This window comes from Pseudomonas sp. A25(2017) (assembly GCF_002001065.1).
In the GTDB taxonomy this organism is placed as follows: domain Bacteria; phylum Pseudomonadota; class Gammaproteobacteria; order Pseudomonadales; family Pseudomonadaceae; genus Aquipseudomonas; species Aquipseudomonas kilonensis.
This window is the reverse complement of sequence record NZ_MUOA01000047.1, coordinates 1-19025: the sequence shown is the minus strand read 5'-3', so window position 1 is coordinate 19025 and position 19025 is coordinate 1. Positions and strand designations below refer to the sequence as shown.

Below are 19025 nucleotides of genomic sequence, written 5' to 3'. Positions count from 1 at the left end.
CCATCAGCCGATGCCCCTCGACGTTGAAGCCGGTTGCACCTTGGCCGCGAATGCTATTCAACAAATCAAATAAGGTGCAACCAGTTTCGCTCGAATAAGTTGCACCTGATCGGTTTTATCGCAAATTCTGTGTTTTTTGCTCCCTTTTAGTGCAGTTCCCAGCACTCAGCTAGAAGCCAAAGCACTAAGCCGGTACAGGATCAACCGGGCAACATTTGCTTCCGGATGAGCTGCCTGTCATTTCGAGAAAAAAAGGGTTGCACCCGGTTGCACCTCAATCATCCCGCAGCTAATCTTGCCGCCAGCTGATGCCACGCCATACGTGGTAAACATGAGGATAAAAATATGGCTACCACCACCCTTGGGGTCAAACTTGATGACCCGACCCGCGAACGCCTCAAGGCGGCCGCAACCTCGATTGATCGCACGCCGCACTGGCTGATCAAGCAGGCAATTTTCAATTACCTGGAAAAACTCGAGGGTGGTGCAACCCTGACCGAGCTGAACGGTTCACCTCGCACCGACAGCGATGACGCCGGCGATGTGCAGGTCGACCATGCTCACCAATGCTTCCTCGAATTTGCCGAGAGCATCCTGCCGCAATCGGTCCTGCGCGCCTCCATCACCGCCGCTTACCGTCGCCCTGAGCCGGAAGTGGTACCGATGCTGATCGAGCAGGCCCGCCTGCCGGCGCAAATGGCCGAAGCCACCAACAAGTTGGCCGCCTCCATTGCGGAAAAACTGCGCAACCAGAAAAGTGCCGGCGGCCGTGCCGGTATCGTTCAGGGCTTGCTGCAGGAATTTTCCCTGTCGTCCCAGGAAGGCGTGGCGCTGATGTGCCTGGCCGAGGCGCTGCTGCGCATTCCGGACAAAGGCACCCGTGATGCGCTGATCCGCGACAAGATCAGCACCGGCAACTGGCAGCCACACTTGGGCAACAGCCCGTCGCTGTTCGTCAACGCCGCCACCTGGGGCCTGCTGCTGACCGGCAAGCTGGTCGCCACCCATAACGAAGCGGGCCTGACCTCCTCCCTGAGCCGCATCATCGGCAAGAGCGGCGAGCCGATGATCCGCAAGGGCGTCGACATGGCCATGCGCCTGATGGGCGAACAGTTCGTCACCGGCGAAACCATCGCCGAAGCCCTGGCCAACGCCAGCAAGTTCGAAGCCAAAGGCTTCCGCTATTCCTACGACATGCTGGGTGAAGCCGCACTCACCGAACACGATGCGCAGAAGTACCTGGCCTCGTACGAACAAGCCATCCATTCGATCGGCAAAGCGTCCCATGGCCGTGGGATTTATGAAGGCCCAGGCATTTCCATCAAGCTGTCCGCCCTGCACCCGCGTTACAGCCGCGCCCAGTACGAGCGCGTCATGGACGAGCTGTACCCGCGCCTGCTGTCGCTGACCCTGTTGGCCAAGCAATACGACATCGGCCTGAATATCGACGCCGAGGAAGCCGACCGCCTCGAACTGTCGCTGGATCTGCTGGAGCGCCTGTGCTTCGAGCCGCAACTGACCGGCTGGAACGGCATCGGCTTCGTGATCCAGGCCTACCAGAAGCGCTGCCCGTATGTGATCGACTACGTCATCGACCTGGCCCGCCGCAGCCGCCACCGCCTGATGATTCGCCTGGTCAAAGGCGCGTACTGGGACAGCGAGATCAAGCGCGCCCAGGTCGAAGGCCTGGAAGGCTATCCGGTCTATACCCGCAAGGTGTACACCGACGTGTCCTACATCGCTTGCGCGCGCAAGCTGCTGTCGGTGCCGGAAGTCATCTACCCGCAGTTCGCCACGCACAACGCCCATACCCTGGCAGCCATCTACCACATCGCCGGCCAGAACTATTACCCGGGCCAGTACGAATTCCAGTGCCTGCACGGCATGGGTGAACCGCTGTACGAACAGGTTGTAGGCAAGGTTTCCGAAGGCAAGCTGAACCGTCCGTGCCGTGTGTACGCACCGGTCGGCACCCACGAAACACTGCTGGCCTACCTGGTACGTCGCCTGCTGGAAAACGGCGCGAACACGTCGTTCGTCAACCGTATCGCTGACCAGTCCATTTCGATTCAGGAGCTGGTGGCCGATCCAGTGGCCAGCATCGAGCAGATGGCGACGCTGGAAGGCGGTTTCGGCCTGCCGCACCCGCGCATCCCACTGCCGCGCGACCTGTATGGCAGCGACCGCGCCAACTCCAGCGGCATCGACCTGGCCAACGAACATCGTTTGGCGTCGCTGTCCTGCGCCCTGCTTGCCACTGCCCATAACGATTGGAAAGCCGTGCCGATGCTCGGCTGTGCTGCCAGCGAAGAAACCCCGGCAGCGGTACTGAACCCCTCCGATCACCGCGACGTGGTTGGCCATGTGCAGGAAGCCACGGTCGCCGACGTCGACAACGCCATCCAGTGCGCCCTCAACGCCGCACCGATCTGGCAGGCAACGCCGCCAGCCGAGCGCGCCGCGATCCTCGAGCGTGCCGCCGACCTGATGGAAGGCGAGATCCAGCCGCTGATGGGCCTGCTGGCCCGCGAAGCCGGCAAGACCTTCGCCAACGCCATCGCCGAAGTGCGTGAAGCCGTGGATTTCCTGCGCTACTACGCGGTGCAGGCGCGCAACGATTTCACCAACGATGCCCACCGCCCACTGGGTCCGGTGGTCTGCATCAGCCCGTGGAACTTCCCGCTGGCAATTTTCAGCGGCCAGGTCGCCGCCGCATTGGCCGCCGGCAACCCGGTACTGGCCAAGCCCGCCGAGCAGACGCCATTGGTGGCTGCCCAGGCGGTGCGCCTGATGCTCGAAGCCGGCATTCCGGAAGGCGTGCTGCAACTGCTGCCGGGGCGCGGCGAAACCGTCGGTGCCCGTCTGGTGGGTGACGAGCGGGTCAAAGGCGTGATGTTCACCGGTTCCACCGAAGTCGCCCGCCTGCTGCAACGCAACATCGCCGGCCGCCTGGACAACCAGGGTCGTCCGATCCCACTGATCGCCGAAACCGGCGGCCAGAACGCCATGATCGTCGACTCCTCGGCGCTGACCGAACAAGTGGTTATCGACGTGGTGTCGTCGGCCTTCGACAGTGCCGGCCAGCGTTGCTCGGCCCTGCGGGTCCTGTGCCTGCAGGAAGATTCCGCCGACCGCGTCATCGAAATGCTCAAGGGTGCCATGGCCGAATCGCGCCTCGGCAACCCCGAGCGCCTGTCCGTGGACATCGGCCCGGTGATCGACGCCGAAGCCAAGGCTGGCATCGAGAAACACATCCAGGCCATGCGCGACAAAGGTCGCACCGTGTACCAGATGGCAATCGCCGACAGCGACGAGTGCAAGCGCGGCACCTTTGTGATGCCGACCCTGATCGAGCTGGAAAGCTTCGATGAACTGCAACGCGAGATCTTCGGTCCGGTGTTGCACGTGGTGCGCTACAAGCGCAAGGAACTGGATCAGTTGATCAACCAGATCAACGCTTCCGGCTACGGCCTGACCCTGGGTGTGCACACGCGCATCGACGAGACCATCGCCAAGGTCATCGACAATGTGCATGCGGGCAACGTCTACGTGAACCGCAACATTGTCGGTGCCGTGGTCGGTGTACAACCGTTTGGTGGCGAAGGCCTGTCGGGCACCGGTCCCAAGGCCGGCGGTCCGCTGTACCTGTACCGCCTGCTGTCGACACGTCCTACCGATGCGATCCAGCAATCCTTCGCCCGTGGTGATGCCCTCACCGCGCCGGACCTGCGTTTGCGCGACGCCATGAGCAAACCGCTGACCGCGCTGCAAGCCTGGGCCGACAGCCAGAAGCTCGCCGAACTGAGTGCCGTGTGCGTGCAATTCGCAGCCCAGTCGCAAAGCGGTATTACCCGGACCCTGACCGGCCCGACCGGCGAGCGCAACAGCTACGCCATCCTGCCGCGCGAGCACGTGTTGTGCCTGGCCGACGTGGAAGGCGACCTGCTGACGCAACTGGCGGCCGTACTGGCCGTGGGCGGCTCGGCCGTGTGGCCGGAAACCGATACCAGCAAGGCGTTGTTCGCACGCTTGCCGAAGGAGATTCAGGCACGCATCCAACGGGTTGCCGACTGGAACAAGGACGAGGTGCTGTTCGACGCGGTCCTGCACCACGGCGATTCAGACCAGCTGCGCGGCGTTTGCCAGCAGGTAGCCAAGCGCGCCGGCGCCATCGTCGGGGTCCATGGCCTGTCCCAGGGCGAAACCAGCGTGGCGCTGGAGCGCCTGGTGATCGAGCGGGCCTTGAGCGTCAACACCGCGGCCGCGGGGGGTAACGCCAGCTTGATGACTATCGGCTAACCCGCTGTAGACCAGGCACCTGCAAGGGGTGCCTGGCAATCCAATCCCTGTGGGAGCGAGCTTTGTGGGAGCAAAGCTTGCTCGCGATCCAGGCGCTGCGGTCCTCGAGAGACCGCGGCGTTTTCATCGCGGGCAAGCCTTGCTCCCACAAAGCCTGATCCCACAGAGCTCGCTCCCACATTGGGATTAGTGTCGCCCGCACCTCTGTATCACTACCATCAATCATCCTGTTCAGCCTCCATTCCCACGCCTAGACTCGGCCCATCCCCAAAAAAGGTAAGCCGCCATGTCCGAGACGCTGCTCAGTTCCCGCAATCTGGCTTTCGAGCTGTATGAAGTCCTCGATGCCGAGGGCCTGACCCAGCGCGAGCGGTTTGCCGAGCACAATCGCGAAACCTTCGACGCCGCCATCGGTACGGCCCGCAGCATCGCCGAGAAACTTTTCGCACCCCACAACCGCAAGAACGATGAAAACGAACCGCGCTACGAGAACGGCGAGGCGATTCTGATTCCCGAGGTGAAACCGGCGGTGGACGCCTTCCTCGAGGCGGGCTTTCTCAACGCCGCACGCAGCTTCGAGGCGGGCGGCATGCAACTGCCGACGTTGCTGTCCCAGGCCTGCTTCGCGCACTTCCAGTCGGCCAACGCCGCTTCGACCTCTTATCCGTTCCTGACCATGGGCGCGGCGAACCTGATCGAGAGCTTCGGCAGCGAGGAGCAGAAGCAACGCTTCCTGCAACCGATGATCGACGGTCGTTTCTTCGGCACCATGGCCCTGACCGAGCCCCATGCAGGCTCTTCGCTGTCGGATATTCGTACGCGCGCGGAGCCTGCATCTGACGGCACCTATCGACTCAAAGGCAACAAGATCTTCATTTCTGGCGGCGATCATCCGTTGTCGGAAAACATCGTGCACATGGTCCTGGCGAAATTGCCGGACGCGCCGCCGGGCGTGAAAGGCATTTCGCTGTTTATCGTGCCCAAGTTCCTGGTCAACGACGACGGCAGCCTCGGCCAGCGCAACGACGTGCTATTGGCCGGGCTGTTCCACAAGATGGGCTGGCGTGGCACCACCTCCACCGCGCTGAACTTCGGCGACAACGGCGAATGTGTCGGTTACCTCGTAGGCAAACCGCACCACGGCCTGAGCTACATGTTCCAGATGATGAACGAGGCGCGGATCGGCGTCGGCATGGGCGCGGTGATGCTCGGTTACGCCGGCTATCTGTATTCCCTGGAATACGCCCGCGAACGCCCGCAGGGCCGGGTGCCCGACAGCAAGGACCCGACCACCGCCCCCGTGGCGATCATCCAGCACGCCGATGTGCGCCGCATGCTGCTGACCCAGAAGGCCTACGTCGAAGGTTCGTTTGACCTGGGCCTCTACGCAGCACGGCTGTTCGACGACACCACCACCCTGGACAGCGAAGCCGAGCGTCGGCGCGCCCATGAGTTGCTGGACCTGCTGACCCCCATCGTCAAATCCTGGCCCTCGGAGTTCTGCCTGAAAGCCAACGAGCTGGCGATCCAGATTCTGGGGGGCCACGGCTACACCCGCGAATACCCGGTGGAGCAGTATTACCGCGACAACCGCTTGAACCCGATCCATGAAGGCACCCACGGCATCCAGTCCCTGGACCTACTGGGGCGCAAACTGGCGCAGAACGGCGGTGCCGGGCTCAAGCAATTGATCCGGCTGGTGGCCGACACCACCGAACGCGCCCAGGCGCACGCGTCACTGACGCCGTTACGCCAGCCGCTGGAAGCGCTGGTGGCGCGCCTGCAAACCGTCACCCTCGGCCTGCTGACGGATCTGGGCCAAGGCAAGGTCAACAGCAGCCTCGCCAACTCGGCGCTGTACCTGAAGGTGTTTGGGCACATGGTGATCGGCTGGCGCTGGCTGGAACAGGCGATTCGTGCCGAGGAAGGCCTGGCCAAGGGGAATGCCGCAGACAGCGATTTCTATAAAGGCAAGCTGCAAGCGGCGCGCTACTTCCTGACCTGGGAAGTGCCGGGTTGTCATCATGAACTGGCGATTCTTGAGGCGCGGGATGATACGTGCCTGGGGATGCGGGATGAGTGGTTCTGAGTCGGGTCATACAGCGGGGCTGAAATCCAATCGCGAGCAGGCTCGCTCCCACAGGGGGCAAGGGGTGAACGCAGATCTTGTGTTCACCAATATCTAACTGTGGGAGCGGGCTTGCTCGCGAAGGCGGTGGATCAGGCAGATCATTTGCGGCTGAAATACCGCTTTCGCGAGCAAGCCCGCTCCCACAATTTAATCACCGTCAACCTTTGGCCTTCATAGGTTTCAGGCCTGCTGAATGGTCTTGGCAATCACATCGACCGTGGCGCTGACTTGCTCTTGGTAACGGTCGAGTTCCGCTTGATGTTGCTTCTGCATTTCCATCTGCTGCGAACACAGGTTCATGGCAGCCAATACCAACAGGCGATCACCGATCAGCGTCGGGTATTTCCTTTTCGTGTCGGCCAGTGCGGCCTTGAGCATGGCAGCGGCGTCCAACAGGGCCTGTTCCTGCCCGGTCGGCGCTTTGATTGAATAGTCTTCTCCCAGGATCGAGATGACTGTCACCCCATCGGCGCCGTGCTTCATGCGCTGACAGGCCCGGCGCTGGCGCGCTCGATCAAGGCCTGGATGCGGGCGGCGGTGGTGCCATGCAATTCTTCCTGTTCCATCAGGCTCAGTTGCAGGCTTTCGTTTTCATCCTTGGCCTTGGCAAGTTCCGCGCCCAGGGTTTCGTTCAGGCCGGTGAGGTGACGGTTCTGTTGCACCAGGTCGTTGACCAGTTGCTCCAGTTGGCTGAGGGATGTTTCCAACATATTGATTTCCAGGCATTTCAAGGGGCGCGTACGATAAAGAAAAGTCCCCGCCAATGCCACGCTTTACGGGGTGGCAGGGCTTTTCCGGCGAGTTTTAGAGACTGCGAATGAGGAATCTGGTTCCGACCCTTCGTCGCACCGCCAACTTTGCTGTGTGACAAAAGCACGCATGTCACTCAAGACTTTAGTCGTATGACCGATAAGTCATGGAACAGCAGTCATAGCCCCGCACGGACGCGGCTACTTCCGGTACTTTCCATGTCTCTACGTAATATGAACATCGCGCCTCGGGCATTCCTTGGGTTTGCCCTGATCGGCGCCCTGATGCTCGCCCTCGGGGTGTTTGCCCTGACCCAGATGAGCAAAATCCGTGATTCGGGCGAAAGCATCGCCCAGAACAGCGTACCCAGCATCAAAGCCCTGAATGAGTTCACCCAACTGACCCTGCGCCTGCGCGTGCTGTCCTATCGCTTGCTGGTCAACCGCGAATCGGACGTCCAGCAGAAAACACTGGACCTGCTCGAGCAGCGCAACCAGCAGATCCGCACGGCCCAGGCCGCCTATGAAAAGCTTATCAGCGCCCCGGAAGAACGGGCCGCCTACGACCAGTATGGGCAATTGCTGGGGCAGTACCGCCAGCTCGAAGATCAGATGAAAAGCCTGTCGCGCAACAATCAGGTTGATGAGCTGCGGACGCTGATCAACACCCAGGTGTTAAGCAACTCCGATGCGATCAACGCTGTGCTCGACCGTCTGATAGACATCAACAACCAACAAGCCGAGGCCTTCAATCAGGGGGCGACACAGCAATACTCAACGGCCTTCAACTGGGTCGTCGCGCTGCTGATCATCGCTACCGGCCTGACCCTGCTGTTCGCCTGGCTGCTGACCAACAGCATCACCAAGCCGATTGCCAACGCGCTGGATGCCGCCGAGGAAATCGCCAAGGGCAACCTGACCCGCCCGATTGTCGTCGATGGCAGCGACGAAGCCGGTCGCCTGCTGCGGGCGATGTCGACCATGCAGGAAAAACTGCGCGACACCTTGCAGCGGATCTCAGGATCGGCCACACAGCTTGCGTCGGCGGCCGAAGAGCTCAACGCCGTCACCGACGAAAGTGCTCGTGGCCTGACCCAGCAGAACAACGAAATCGAGCAGGCCGCCACCGCGGTCAACGAGATGACCAGCGCCGTGGAAGAAGTCGCGCGCAATGCGGTGAGCACCTCCGAAGCCTCGAAAAACGCCACCACCTCCGCAGGTGACGGCCGTGATCTGGTGCAGGAAACCGTCAGCGCCATCGAACGCATGAGCGCCGATGTGCAAAGCACTGCCGCCTTGATCGGCAACCTGGCCAATGAGTCCCGCGACATCGGCAAGGTGCTGGACGTTATTCGCGGCCTGGCCGACCAGACCAACCTGCTGGCGCTGAACGCCGCCATCGAAGCCGCCCGTGCTGGTGAGGCCGGTCGTGGTTTTGCCGTGGTCGCCGACGAAGTCCGCGCCCTGGCCCACCGCACCCAACAGTCGACCAGCGAGATCGAGCGCATGATCGGCAGCATCCAGAGCGGCACCGAACACGCCGTGGATTCGATGCGCAACAGCACCGAACGCGCGGAGTCGACGCTGAACATCGCTCGCGGTGCCGGCATGTCCCTGGACACGATCAACACCGCCATCGTCGAGATCAACGAACGCAACCTGGTGATCGCCAGCGCCGCCGAAGAACAGGCCCAGGTCGCCCGTGAAGTGGACCGCAACCTGGTGAACATCCGCGACCTGTCGGTGCAGTCAGCCACCGGCGCCAACCAGACCAGCGCCGCCAGCGCCGAACTGTCGCGCCTGGCCGTGGATTTGAACAGCATGGTTGGGCGGTTCAGCCTTTAACGCCTCACCGCCGATCGTTCCCACGCTCTGCGTGGGAATGCAGCCGGGGACGCTCCGCGTCCCCAAGAGCCGAACGCGGAGCGTCCGTAGATGCATTCCCACGCAGAGCGTGGGAACGAGCGGAGCGTCCGTCGAGGCATCCCCACGCGGAGCGTGGGAACGATCAGCTCCCTCCCTCCCAACCTTTTTTGACAGCATCACATTTCAACAGGTTAGAATCGCTGGCACGCAGACTGCATGGTCAGTCTGCGCCCGCCCCTCAGTATTCCCGGAGTAACGCCTTTGACTGCAACGACCATCAACAGCCTGTTCTTGATCGGCGCGTTGCTGGTAGGTGCGAGCATCCTGGTGAGTTCTCTTTCGTCCCGCCTGGGCATCCCGATCCTGGTGATCATCCTGGCCGTGGGCATGGTGGCCGGTGTCGACGGCGCCGGTATTCTTTTCGACAATTACGCCACGGCCTACCTGGTCGGCAACCTCGCATTGGCAGTCATCCTGTTGGACGGTGGCTTGCGCACGCGGGTGTCGAGCTTTCGCGTGGCGCTGTGGCCGGCGTTGTCGCTGGCCACGGTCGGGGTGTTGATCACCACCGGGCTGACCGGCCTGGCGGCGGCGTGGCTGTTCAACCTGAACCTGATCCAGGGCCTGCTGATCGGTGCCATCGTCGGCTCGACCGATGCCGCGGCAGTGTTTTCGCTGCTGGGCGGCAAGGGCTTGAACGAACGGGTCAGCGCCACCCTCGAGATCGAATCCGGCAGCAACGACCCCATGGCGGTATTCCTCACCGTCACCCTGATCGGCATGCTCGCCAGTGGCGAAACTGGCCTGCACTGGAGCCTGCTGGGGCATCTGATGCGCGAGTTCGGTATCGGCGCGGTGATTGGCCTGGGCGGTGGCTGGCTGATGCTGCAATTGGTCAATCGCATCAATCTGGCCAACGGCCTGTACCCGATCCTGGTCATCAGCGGCGGCCTGGCCGTGTTCGCCCTGACCAACGCCCTGCACGGCAGTGGCTTCCTCGCGGTGTACCTGTGCGGCCTGGTGATCGGCAACCGTCCGGTGCGCAGCCGCCACGGTATCTTGCATATGCTCGATGGCATGGCCTGGCTGGCGCAGATCGGGATGTTCCTGGTGCTGGGGCTGCTGGTCACGCCCCACGACCTGCTGCCCATCGCCCTGCCCGCCCTGGGCCTGGCGTTGTGGATGATCCTGTTTGCCCGCCCACTGTCGGTCATGGTCGGCCTGTTGCCGTTCAAGGCGTTCCACGGTCGCGAAAAAGCTTTTATCTCCTGGGTCGGCCTGCGCGGCGCGGTGCCGATCATCCTCGCGGTGTTCCCGTTGATGGCCGGGCTGCCCCACGCCCAGCTCTATTTCAACCTGGCGTTCTTTATCGTGCTGGTCTCGCTGCTGGTGCAGGGCACGAGCCTGCCATGGGTCGCCAAATTACTGCATGTGACCGTCCCGCCCGAGCCGCTGCCGATTTCCCGGGCGGCGCTGGAAGTCCACGTCACCAGTGAGTGGGAGTTGTTCATTTATCGCCTGGGCAAGGAAAAATGGTGCATCGGCTCGCCCCTGCGGGACCTGAAAATGCCCGAAGGCACACGCATCGCTGCCCTGTTTCGGGGCCAGCAACTGCTCCATCCGTCGGGTAGTACCGTGCTGGAAGTCGATGATTTGCTGTGTGTTATCGGCCATGAACACGATTTGCCGGCCCTTGGAAAACTGTTCAGCCAAGCGCCGCAACGGGGCCTGGATTTGCGTTTCTTCGGCGACTTCGTACTTGAAGGAGACGCCCAGCTGGCCGCGGTTGCGGCGCTGTACGGGTTGAAGCTGGAAGGCATCGATCCGGACATGTCCCTGGGCCGCTTCATTGCCCAGAAAGTCGGCGGTGCGCCAGTGGTCGGCGACCAGGTGGATTGGAACAACACCCTGTGGACCGTCGCGGCCATGGACGGGAACAAGATCGGCAAAGTGGGCGTCAGATTCCCCGAAGGAAGTCGCCCGGGTCCCGGCTTGTTCCTCTAAACTGCTCCCACTCTCACTTGCTTGACCGGTCTCTATGCCTACCCTGCGCTCCTTTTTCGCCATCGCCCTGCTGGGCCTGAGTCTCTCCGTCTGCACACTGCAAGCCGCAGACCTTCCTGCCAGCACCTCGGTGCAGGCCAGCCTGGACAAGATCGCCGACCGCAAACTGCCGGAAGCCGACCAGAAAGCCCTGCAGGCCGTCTTGCAGGGCACGCTGACCCAGCTCAACAACAAGGCCGACTACGAACAGAAGCTGCAGACGCTCAAGCAGCAACTGGCCACTGCGCCCAAGCAGAACATCGAGAACCAGCGCGAGCTGGCGCGGCTCAAGGGCACCACAGTGGTGCCGGTGGCGCAACGCTATGCCAACCTGCCGATTCCCCAGCTCGAGCAAATGCTCTCGGATCGCTCCACCCAGCAGGGTGATCTGCAAAAAGCCCTGGCCGATGCCAACAGCCTGATCATCACCGCCCAGACCCGCCCCGAGCGCGCCCAGGCGGAAATTTCCAGCAGCCAGACCCGCATCCAGCAGATCAACGCCATCCTCAAGGCCGGCCGAGACGCCGGCAAGACCTTGAGCGCCGAGCAGCGCGACCAGCTCAACGCCGAGCTGGCGGCGCTCAATGCGCTGATTCCGCTGCGTCGCCAGGAGCTGGCCGGCAACAGCCAACTGCAGGACCTGGGCAACGGTCAGCACGATTTGCTGATGGAAAAAATCGCCCGCACGGAGCAGGAAATCCAGGACCTGCAAAACCTGATCAACCAGAAGCGCCTGGCCCAGTCCCAGGAAACGGTGACCCAGCAATCCATCGAAGCCCAGAAGGCCGGTGGCAGCAGCCTGTTGGCGACCGAAAGCGCGGCCAACCTGAAGCTCTCCGACTACCTGCTCAAAAGCACCGACCGCCTCAACGAGGTCACCCAGCAGAACTTGCGGACCAAGCAACTGCTGGACAGCGTCACCCAGACCGACGCCGCCCTGGACGAGCAGATCAGCGTACTCAAGGGCAGCCTGCTGCTCTCCAAGATCCTCTACAAACAGCGCCAGACCTTGCCGCGCCTGAAGCTGGACCAGAACCTGGCCGACCAGATCGCTGACATCCGCCTGTACCAGTTCGAAGTCAGCCAACAGCGTGAGCTGTTGAACAATCCCAGCGCCTATGTCGACAGCCTGCTGGCCTCCCAGCCATCGGAACAAGCCACGCCGCAATTGCGCAAGACCTTGCTGGAACTGGCCCTGACCCGCGTCGACCTGCTGGAACGCCTGAACCGCGAGTTGAGTGCGGTACTCAACGAATCCATCACCTTGCAGCTCAACCAGAAGCAACTGCTCAGCACCGCCCAGAACCTGCGGGCGACCCTCGAAGAGCAGATGTTCTGGATTCCCAGCAACAAACCGCTGGATTTCGAATGGATGCGTGCGGTGCCGGTGCGCCTGGAAAAGCAGATCGACTCGCTGCCCTGGGCTTCGAGCCTCAGTGAGCTGGCCGATGGCCTGACCCAGCGGCCACTGCTGTTCCTGCCCCTGGCGCTGCTGATCGGCGCGCTGCTGTGGCGGCGCAAGAATCTCTATGCTCGCCTGAACAAGGTTCACCAGGACGTCGGTCACTTCAAGCGCGACAGCCAGTGGCACACCCCCCAGGCGATCCTGATCAATATCCTCCTGGCGATGCCAGTGGCCCTGGCGCTGACCCTCTGCGGCTACGCCTTGCAGATCGACGCCCGCGGCCAGAACGCCAACCTCGGGGCGGCGCTGCTGCAGATCGGCCAGGCCTGGCTGGTGTTCTACACCGCCTATCGGGTGTTGGCGCCGGGCGGCGTGGCCGAGTTGCATTTCCGCTGGGAGAAACCCCAGGTCGAATTCCTCCAGGGCTGGATCCGCCGGCTCGGGCTGGTGGTGTTGGCGTTGGTGGCAGTGGTGGCCGTGGCCGAGTTGCAACCCTCGACCCTGGCCGATGACGTGCTCGGCATGCCGGTGGTGCTGACCTGCTACGCGCTGATGGCGTGGTTGCTCAGCCGTCTGCTGCTGAGCAGCCCGACCCACAAGAACACGTCGCTGTTCCGCAAGGCGGTCGGGGTGCTGTTCACCGCGCTGCCGATCGCGCTGTTCGTGGCGGTGTGCTTCGGCTACTACTACACCGCGCTGAAGCTCAGCGACCGGTTGATCAACACCCTGTACCTGCTGATGTTCTGGCTGGTGATCGAGGCCACCTTCGTCCGTGGCCTGTCGGTGGCAGCGCGGCGCCTGGCCTACCAGCGTGCCCTGACCAAGCGCCAGGCCGCCAAGGAAGCCGGCGACGGCGAAGCGGTGGTCGAGGAACCGACCCTGGACATCGAGAAGGTCAACGAGCAGTCCCTGCGCCTGATCCGCCTGGCCCTGCTGGGTGGTTTCATGGCTGCGCTGTACTGGGTCTGGTCGGACCTGATCAGCGTGTTCTCCTACCTGGACAACATCACCCTCTACGAATACACCAGCGGTACCGGCGTCAACATGAGCATGGTGCCCATCAGCATCGGTGACATGCTCGGCGCGCTGATCATCATCGGCATCACCTTCGCCCTGGCGCGCAACCTGCCGGGCCTGCTGGAAGTGTTCGTGCTGTCGAAGCTGAACCTGGCCCAGGGCAGTGCCTATGCCACCACCACGCTGCTGTCCTATGTGATCGCCGGCTTCGGTTTCGTCACCACCCTGTCCACCCTGGGCGTGAGCTGGGACAAACTGCAATGGCTGGTGGCCGCGCTGTCGGTGGGCCTGGGCTTCGGCATGCAGGAGATCTTCGCCAACTTCATCTCCGGGATCATGATCCTGTTCGAACGCCCGGTGCGCATCGGCGACACCATCACCATCGGCAACCTGTCGGGCACGGTCAGCAAGATCCGCATTCGTGCGACCACCATCACCGACTTCGACCGCAAGGACATCATCGTCCCGAACAAGACCTTCATCACCGGGCAACTGATCAACTGGTCGCTGACCGACACCGTCACCCGGGTGACCCTGAAACTGGGCGTGGACTACGGCTCGGACCTGGACCGGGTACGCGAATTGCTGCTCAAGGCCGCTCGTGACAACCCGCGCGTGCTGAAGGAACCGGAACCGATCGTGTACTTCCTGAACTTCGGTGAAAGTACCCTGGACCATGAGCTGCGCATGCACGTACGCGACCTCGGTGACCGCAACCCGGTGCTGGACGAGATCAACCGCTTCATCAACCGTGAGTTCAAGAAGGAGCACATCAACATCTCCTTCCGGCAGATGGAAATCTATCTGAAGAACCTTCAGGGCCAGGAGTACAAGCTGGTGCCCGCCGAGCCCGAGCACAAAACCCTCGGGCCCGTGCCCTCGGCCGTAGCCAGCATCAAACCGGTGCCAGAGCCGCCGCAAGACACACTCGACTGATGCGCGCTGCCTGAGGGCGGCGCGCCGGAGACGGCCATGAAAACGCTGGAAACCTTGACCTTCGATAACCGTTTCGCCCGACTGGGCGACGGCTTATCGACCCACGTGCTGCCCGAGCCCATCGACAATCCGCGACTGGTCGTCGCCAGCCCGGCGGCCATGGCGCTGCTGGACCTGGACCCGGCGCAAGCCCAGGCACCGCTGTTTGCCGAGATCTTTGGCGGCCACAAGTTGTGGGCCGAAACCGAGCCCCGGGCGATGGTGTATTCCGGGCATCAGTTCGGTCACTACAACCCGCAATTGGGCGATGGCCGTGGGTTGCTGCTGGGCGAGGTGTACAACGAGGCCGGCGAGCACTGGGACCTGCACCTCAAGGGCGCCGGCCAGACGCCATTCTCACGGATGGGCGACGGGCGCGCGGTGCTGCGCTCCTCGATCCGCGAATTCCTCGCCTCCGAAGCCCTTCACGCCCTGGGCATCCCCACCACCCGTGCCTTGTGCGTGATCGGCTCCGACACCCCGGTGTGGCGCGAAAAGCAGGAGCGCGCCGCCATGGTGCTGCGCCTGGCGCCCAGCCATGTGCGCTTCGGGCATTTCGAATATTTCTACTACACCAAGAAACCCGAGCTGCATGCGGCCCTCGCCGAGCATGTGTTGAACCTGCATTTTGCCGAGTGCCGTGAGCAGCCGGAGCCGTACCTGGCGATGTTCCGCGAAATCGTCGAGCGCAACGCCGAGCTGATTGCGAAATGGCAGGCCTACGGCTTCTGTCACGGCGTGATGAACACCGACAACATGTCGATCTTGGGCATCACCTTCGACTTCGGGCCGTTCGCCTTCCTCGACGACTTCGACGCCAACTTCATCTGCAACCACTCCGATGACCAGGGCCGCTACTCATTCAGCAACCAGGTGCCCATCGGCCAGTGGAACCTCAGCGCCCTGGCCCAGGCCCTGACGCCGTTCATCAGCGTCGACGCCCTGCGTGAAACCCTTGGCTTGTACTTGCCGCTGTACCAGGCCCATTACCTGGACCTGATGCGCCGCCGCCTCGGCCTGACCAGCGCCGAGGAAGACGACCAGAAGCTGCTGGAGCGCCTGCTGCAATTGATGCAGAACAGCGGCGTCGACTACAGCCTGTTCTTCCGCCGCCTGGGCGACCAGGCACCCGAGCAAGCCGTCGCCACCCTGCGCGATGACTTCGTCGACCTCAAAGGCTTCGACGCCTGGGGCGAACTCTACGTCGCCCGCGTCAACCGCGAAGGCCCCGTCGACCAAGACCAACGCCGCGCCCGCATGCACGCCGTCAACCCGCTGTACGTGCTGCGCAACTACCTGGCGCAGAAAGCCATCGACGCCGCCGAATCCGGCGACTACGAAGAAGTCCGCCGCCTGCACACGGTGCTAAGCAAGCCGTTCGAAGAACAACCGGGCATGGACAGCTACGCACAACGCCCGCCGGAGTGGGGCAAGCATCTGGAGATCAGTTGCTCGTCGTAACCCTTCCTCGCCGCAGGTTCGGGGTTGCCCTGCAACATAGAATCTCCCACAGGGGTTGGGTGTTGCCGCAAATATCGCGATCACACAGCCCCCCTTGTGGGAGCGAGCTTGCTCGCGATGGCGATCTTCAATTCACCACATGAAGCCAATCCACTCCCCTTGACGATCACCGCGTTTATTTCGATGTAGGACCATTCAGGAGCAGGCTACGCCGCCTTGCGCCATTGCCTACAACTACGCCAGAATCCGCCGGCTTGTGCGCCTTGGGGTCGGGCTTTATCGTTTTCCCCGTCGCTGAAAATCAGCGATCGGGTTTAGCGATCCGACTCAACACAGACGCAACAATGCCCAGTCTCGATTGCAGTCTTTTACGTCTGCAACTCGCTTAATGGTGGCTGTGCGTGGGAGACCTTCTGGTCTACCCGGGGTTTCTGTGACCCGGATCGCTAACCTGCGTACAGCCGCCACCTTTACTTGTTTAGCGATAGGTCGTGGTGGCTCAACCAATCACGGAGATTCACCATGTTCAAAGCAACCCCCAATCCGCCCGATACCGATCCAGCCAATAAAAACTCAAAAGAATTCGACGAAACTGCTGACCGCGTCCTCGACTACTACCTCAACCCAAAACCCAGCAAACCCGAGGCCGATCCAGGCCAACTGTTCACCGTCGTCAATGGCGTCGACACCGAAACCCTGCTCGCCAACCTCAGCGAAAACCTGGCCTCGGCCAACGCCATGGTCAGTGACCTGGCGTTCGATTTGGAAGGCCCCAAGCGGCACATTGCCCTGGGCATTCAGCAGTTGATCGAACTGAGCAGCTTATTGGCGAACCGGGCACTGGACAACGTCGACCCACGCCAGTCGACATAGCGCATCCCCCTGTGGCGAGGGAGCTTGCTCCCTCGCCACAGTTAGTGCGCCGCGCCAAACCATCAAATAAAGGTCTCAACCGATACGCCGAAGCGCTCCGCCAGCCAGCGGATCTGCCTTAAATTGAGCTGGCGCTTGCCGCTCAATATCTCCGACACCACCGACTGGGTGCCGACACCCGGCAAGTCGCTCTGGCTCATCCCATGCTCGCGCATCAGATAGCGAAGTGTCTCGACGCCACTGGCCTTGGGCATTGGCCGATGTTGGTGATCCCAGGCCTCAATCCATTCACCGATGATGTCCACCAGGCTCATCAGAGGATGGGCTTCTTCTTCGCCAATCAATTCCAACAATTCATCGAGCGCTGCGACCAACCGGTCGTAATCCTCTTCGCTCCTGGGTTTGCGCAGCAGGGGCGACACAAACTCCCAATGGGCGGCGACTTGTTCGATCAGTGCACTCATCCCTTTTCCTCCTTCCACCTGCCTCTGTCGTATTCCCGATGGTCAAGCACGCATTTGATATACAGACGCTGCGCTCGGTATCGAATCACCGCAATCAGCCGCAACTTGTTTCCACCGATGTCAAACACATGCAGCGGACCGACCTTGTCGGTTGCCGGAAATATGGATTTCATCGCTGCGAAATCAGCCGGGCTATTGCGCTTGATCAGCCGATACCATTGATCCAACGCATTCGCTGAATGTGGCCATTTCTCCTTGGCCTCCCAAATGCGTTTCTCAGTGATCACATGCATGCAACGTCCTTATCGCATTTTGCTATGGGGAAGTTAAACACAAATCTGGCGCATCGCAAATTGCGATAGCGCCAGTTAGACAAATGGTTAGTTCTTGCTGGTTTCCAGCCTAGTCGCCAAAAGCTTTAGGTCTCGGTAAGAAATGTGAGCAGATATGAGTCCTGCTCACCCAACCTTATCGTTCCCCTGCTCAGGCGTCTCGATGCCCGGTTCCGTCTCGGCACCCTCTTCGCCAACCGGTTTGGCCGGCGTTTTTTTCTCCGGGTAACCGGGCATGCCGCGGGCGTCTTCAGGGGTCAGTTCATCCCGGTCGTGGCGGCGGTCGGTGGCGTAGGACGGGGCGGCGTTGGGGTCCTCGTCGCGGCCGGCGGTGCCGAGTACGAAGCCGTCATCGTTGGGGTTGTCCACTGTTTGGGGAGTGGCTGGGTCTTGAGGATGGCTCATGGGACCTCCTGGGATTGCAAACAGGTACGTGGTGTCTTTTTGAGGCCGTGACACCTTTTCAGTGCGGCGCACCTGATGAATGGCAGCCTTGAGTACAAGCCCCACAATGGGATTGGAGTACGAGAGGGAGAGCCAGCCGGCTATCAGGCCGCCTCGCGAGCAAGCTTTGCTCCCACAGGACCTGCTCAAACAAGTCTGACGGGTGTACGACCGGGAGAGCCAGGTCGGCTACTAGGCCGCCTCGCGAGCAAGCTTTGCTCCCACAGGACCTGCCCAAACAAGTCTGATGGGTGTACGACCGGGAGAGCCAGGTCGGCTACTAGGCCGCCTCGCGAGCAAGCTTTGCTCCCACAGGACCTGCCCAAACAAGTCTGACGGGTGTACGACCGGGAGAGCCAGGTCGGCTACTAGGCCGCCTCGCGAGCAAGCTTTGCTCCCACAGGACCAGCCCAAACAAGTCTGACGGGTGTACGACCGGGAGAGCCAGGTCGGCTACTAGGCCGCCTCGCGAGCAAGCTTTGCTCCCACAGGACCAGCCCAAACAAGTCTGATGGGTGTACGACCGGGAGAGCCAGGTCGGCTACTAGGCCGCCTCGCGAGCAAGCTTTGCTCCCACAGGACCTGCCCAAACAAGTCTGATGGGTGTACGACCGGGAGAGCCAGGTCGGCTACTAGGCCGCCTCGCGAGCAAGCTTTGCTCCCACAGGACCTGCCCAAACAAGTCTGACGGGTGTACGACCGGGAGAGCCAGGTCGGCTACTAGGCCGCCTCGCGAGCAAGCTTTGCTCCCACAGGACCAGCCCAAACAAGTCTGACGGGTGTACGACCGGGAGAGCCAGGTCGGCTACTAGGCCGCCTCGCGGTGGGCGTTGATTTCGGGCGCCCCGTTAACCACGCTGGCCGAACGCAGGCATTGTGGAGTGGGCATCCCGGCATGGATGCCGGGATAGCCGCGCTGGGCCATGGATGGCCCTTCGCGGCGGGCCCACGGAGCAATGCCGGAGT

General features: G+C 62.0%; 12 protein-coding genes. 7 read left to right on the top strand and 5 right to left on the bottom strand.

Annotation, left to right across the window (positions count from 1 at the left end; all coding sequences use genetic code 11):
- Positions 1-345 precede the first annotated feature (345 nt).
- Positions 346-4299, top strand: a complete 3954-nt coding sequence (gene putA, locus B0E42_RS08440) for a trifunctional transcriptional regulator/proline dehydrogenase/L-glutamate gamma-semialdehyde dehydrogenase (RefSeq protein WP_077506214.1) — start codon at positions 346-348, stop codon at positions 4297-4299.
- A gap of 286 nt (positions 4300-4585) precedes the next feature.
- The gene (locus B0E42_RS08435) at positions 4586-6388 is read left to right on the top strand and encodes an acyl-CoA dehydrogenase (RefSeq protein ID WP_077506213.1); all 1803 of its coding nucleotides are present in this window, start codon (positions 4586-4588) and stop codon (positions 6386-6388) included.
- A gap of 222 nt (positions 6389-6610) precedes the next feature.
- Here the strand turns inward: B0E42_RS08435 and B0E42_RS08430 are convergent, their stop codons facing one another.
- On the bottom strand, positions 6611-6913 hold the full coding sequence (locus B0E42_RS08430; RefSeq protein ID WP_018601295.1) for a cell division protein ZapA: 303 nt from the start codon (positions 6911-6913) through the stop codon (positions 6611-6613).
- The gene (locus B0E42_RS08425) at positions 6910-7140 is read right to left on the bottom strand and encodes a hypothetical protein (RefSeq protein WP_018601297.1); all 231 of its coding nucleotides are present in this window, start codon (positions 7138-7140) and stop codon (positions 6910-6912) included. The genes B0E42_RS08430 and B0E42_RS08425 overlap by 4 nt, the downstream gene beginning before the upstream one ends.
- A gap of 258 nt (positions 7141-7398) precedes the next feature.
- Here B0E42_RS08425 and B0E42_RS08420 point away from each other — a divergent pair, with 258 nt between their 5' ends.
- From B0E42_RS08420 to B0E42_RS08400, 5 genes are all read left to right on the top strand, one after another.
- Positions 7399-9024, top strand: coding sequence for a methyl-accepting chemotaxis protein (locus B0E42_RS08420; RefSeq protein ID WP_077506212.1), 1626 nt, complete (start codon positions 7399-7401; stop codon positions 9022-9024).
- Between the two features lie 282 nt (positions 9025-9306).
- Positions 9307-11049 (top strand): potassium/proton antiporter, encoded by a 1743-nt coding sequence (locus tag B0E42_RS08415; protein ID WP_018601302.1) that lies wholly within the window; start codon positions 9307-9309, stop codon positions 11047-11049.
- A 34-nt stretch (positions 11050-11083) separates the two neighbouring features.
- The gene (mscK, locus tag B0E42_RS08410) at positions 11084-14446 is read left to right on the top strand and encodes a mechanosensitive channel MscK (RefSeq protein WP_018601304.1); all 3363 of its coding nucleotides are present in this window, start codon (positions 11084-11086) and stop codon (positions 14444-14446) included.
- Positions 14447-14482: 36 nt separating this feature from the next.
- The gene (gene selO, locus B0E42_RS08405; RefSeq protein WP_077506211.1) at positions 14483-15946 is read left to right on the top strand and encodes a protein adenylyltransferase SelO; all 1464 of its coding nucleotides are present in this window, start codon (positions 14483-14485) and stop codon (positions 15944-15946) included.
- Between the two features lie 522 nt (positions 15947-16468).
- A complete protein-coding gene (locus B0E42_RS08400) occupies positions 16469-16819 on the top strand; it encodes a DUF6124 family protein (protein ID WP_053185286.1) in 351 nt (116 codons plus the stop codon).
- 62 nt (positions 16820-16881) lie between these two features.
- On the opposite strand, the gene B0E42_RS08395 is transcribed toward B0E42_RS08400, so the two are convergent.
- From B0E42_RS08395 to B0E42_RS08385, 3 genes are all read right to left on the bottom strand, one after another.
- Positions 16882-17283, bottom strand: a complete 402-nt coding sequence (locus B0E42_RS08395) for a type II toxin-antitoxin system HigA family antitoxin (RefSeq protein ID WP_018601310.1) — start codon at positions 17281-17283, stop codon at positions 16882-16884.
- A complete protein-coding gene (locus B0E42_RS08390) occupies positions 17280-17576 on the bottom strand; it encodes a type II toxin-antitoxin system HigB family toxin (RefSeq protein ID WP_024617966.1) in 297 nt (98 codons plus the stop codon). The genes B0E42_RS08395 and B0E42_RS08390 overlap by 4 nt, the downstream gene beginning before the upstream one ends.
- Before the next feature lie 165 nt (positions 17577-17741).
- On the bottom strand, positions 17742-18020 hold the full coding sequence (locus tag B0E42_RS08385; protein ID WP_018601315.1) for a hypothetical protein: 279 nt from the start codon (positions 18018-18020) through the stop codon (positions 17742-17744).
- Positions 18021-19025: the final 1005 nt, after the last annotated feature.

Bases quoted from the DNA above. Each gene is read 5' to 3' on its own strand.
- B0E42_RS08400 (WP_053185286.1), top strand. From the start codon at position 16,469: ATGTTCAAAGCAACCCCCAATCCGCCCGATACCGATCCAGCCAATAAA.
- B0E42_RS08390 (WP_024617966.1), bottom strand. From the start codon at position 17,576: ATGCATGTGATCACTGAGAAACGCATTTGGGAGGCCAAGGAGAAATGG.
- B0E42_RS08420 (WP_077506212.1), top strand. From the start codon at position 7,399: ATGTCTCTACGTAATATGAACATCGCGCCTCGGGCATTCCTTGGGTTT.
- B0E42_RS08425 (WP_018601297.1), bottom strand. From the start codon at position 7,140: ATGTTGGAAACATCCCTCAGCCAACTGGAGCAACTGGTCAACGACCTG.
- B0E42_RS08430 (WP_018601295.1), bottom strand. From the start codon at position 6,913: ATGAAGCACGGCGCCGATGGGGTGACAGTCATCTCGATCCTGGGAGAA.
- selO (WP_077506211.1), top strand. From the start codon at position 14,483: ATGAAAACGCTGGAAACCTTGACCTTCGATAACCGTTTCGCCCGACTG.
- mscK (WP_018601304.1), top strand. From the start codon at position 11,084: ATGCCTACCCTGCGCTCCTTTTTCGCCATCGCCCTGCTGGGCCTGAGT.
- B0E42_RS08385 (WP_018601315.1), bottom strand. From the start codon at position 18,020: ATGAGCCATCCTCAAGACCCAGCCACTCCCCAAACAGTGGACAACCCC.
- putA (WP_077506214.1), top strand. From the start codon at position 346: ATGGCTACCACCACCCTTGGGGTCAAACTTGATGACCCGACCCGCGAA.
- B0E42_RS08435 (WP_077506213.1), top strand. From the start codon at position 4,586: ATGTCCGAGACGCTGCTCAGTTCCCGCAATCTGGCTTTCGAGCTGTAT.
- B0E42_RS08395 (WP_018601310.1), bottom strand. From the start codon at position 17,283: ATGAGTGCACTGATCGAACAAGTCGCCGCCCATTGGGAGTTTGTGTCG.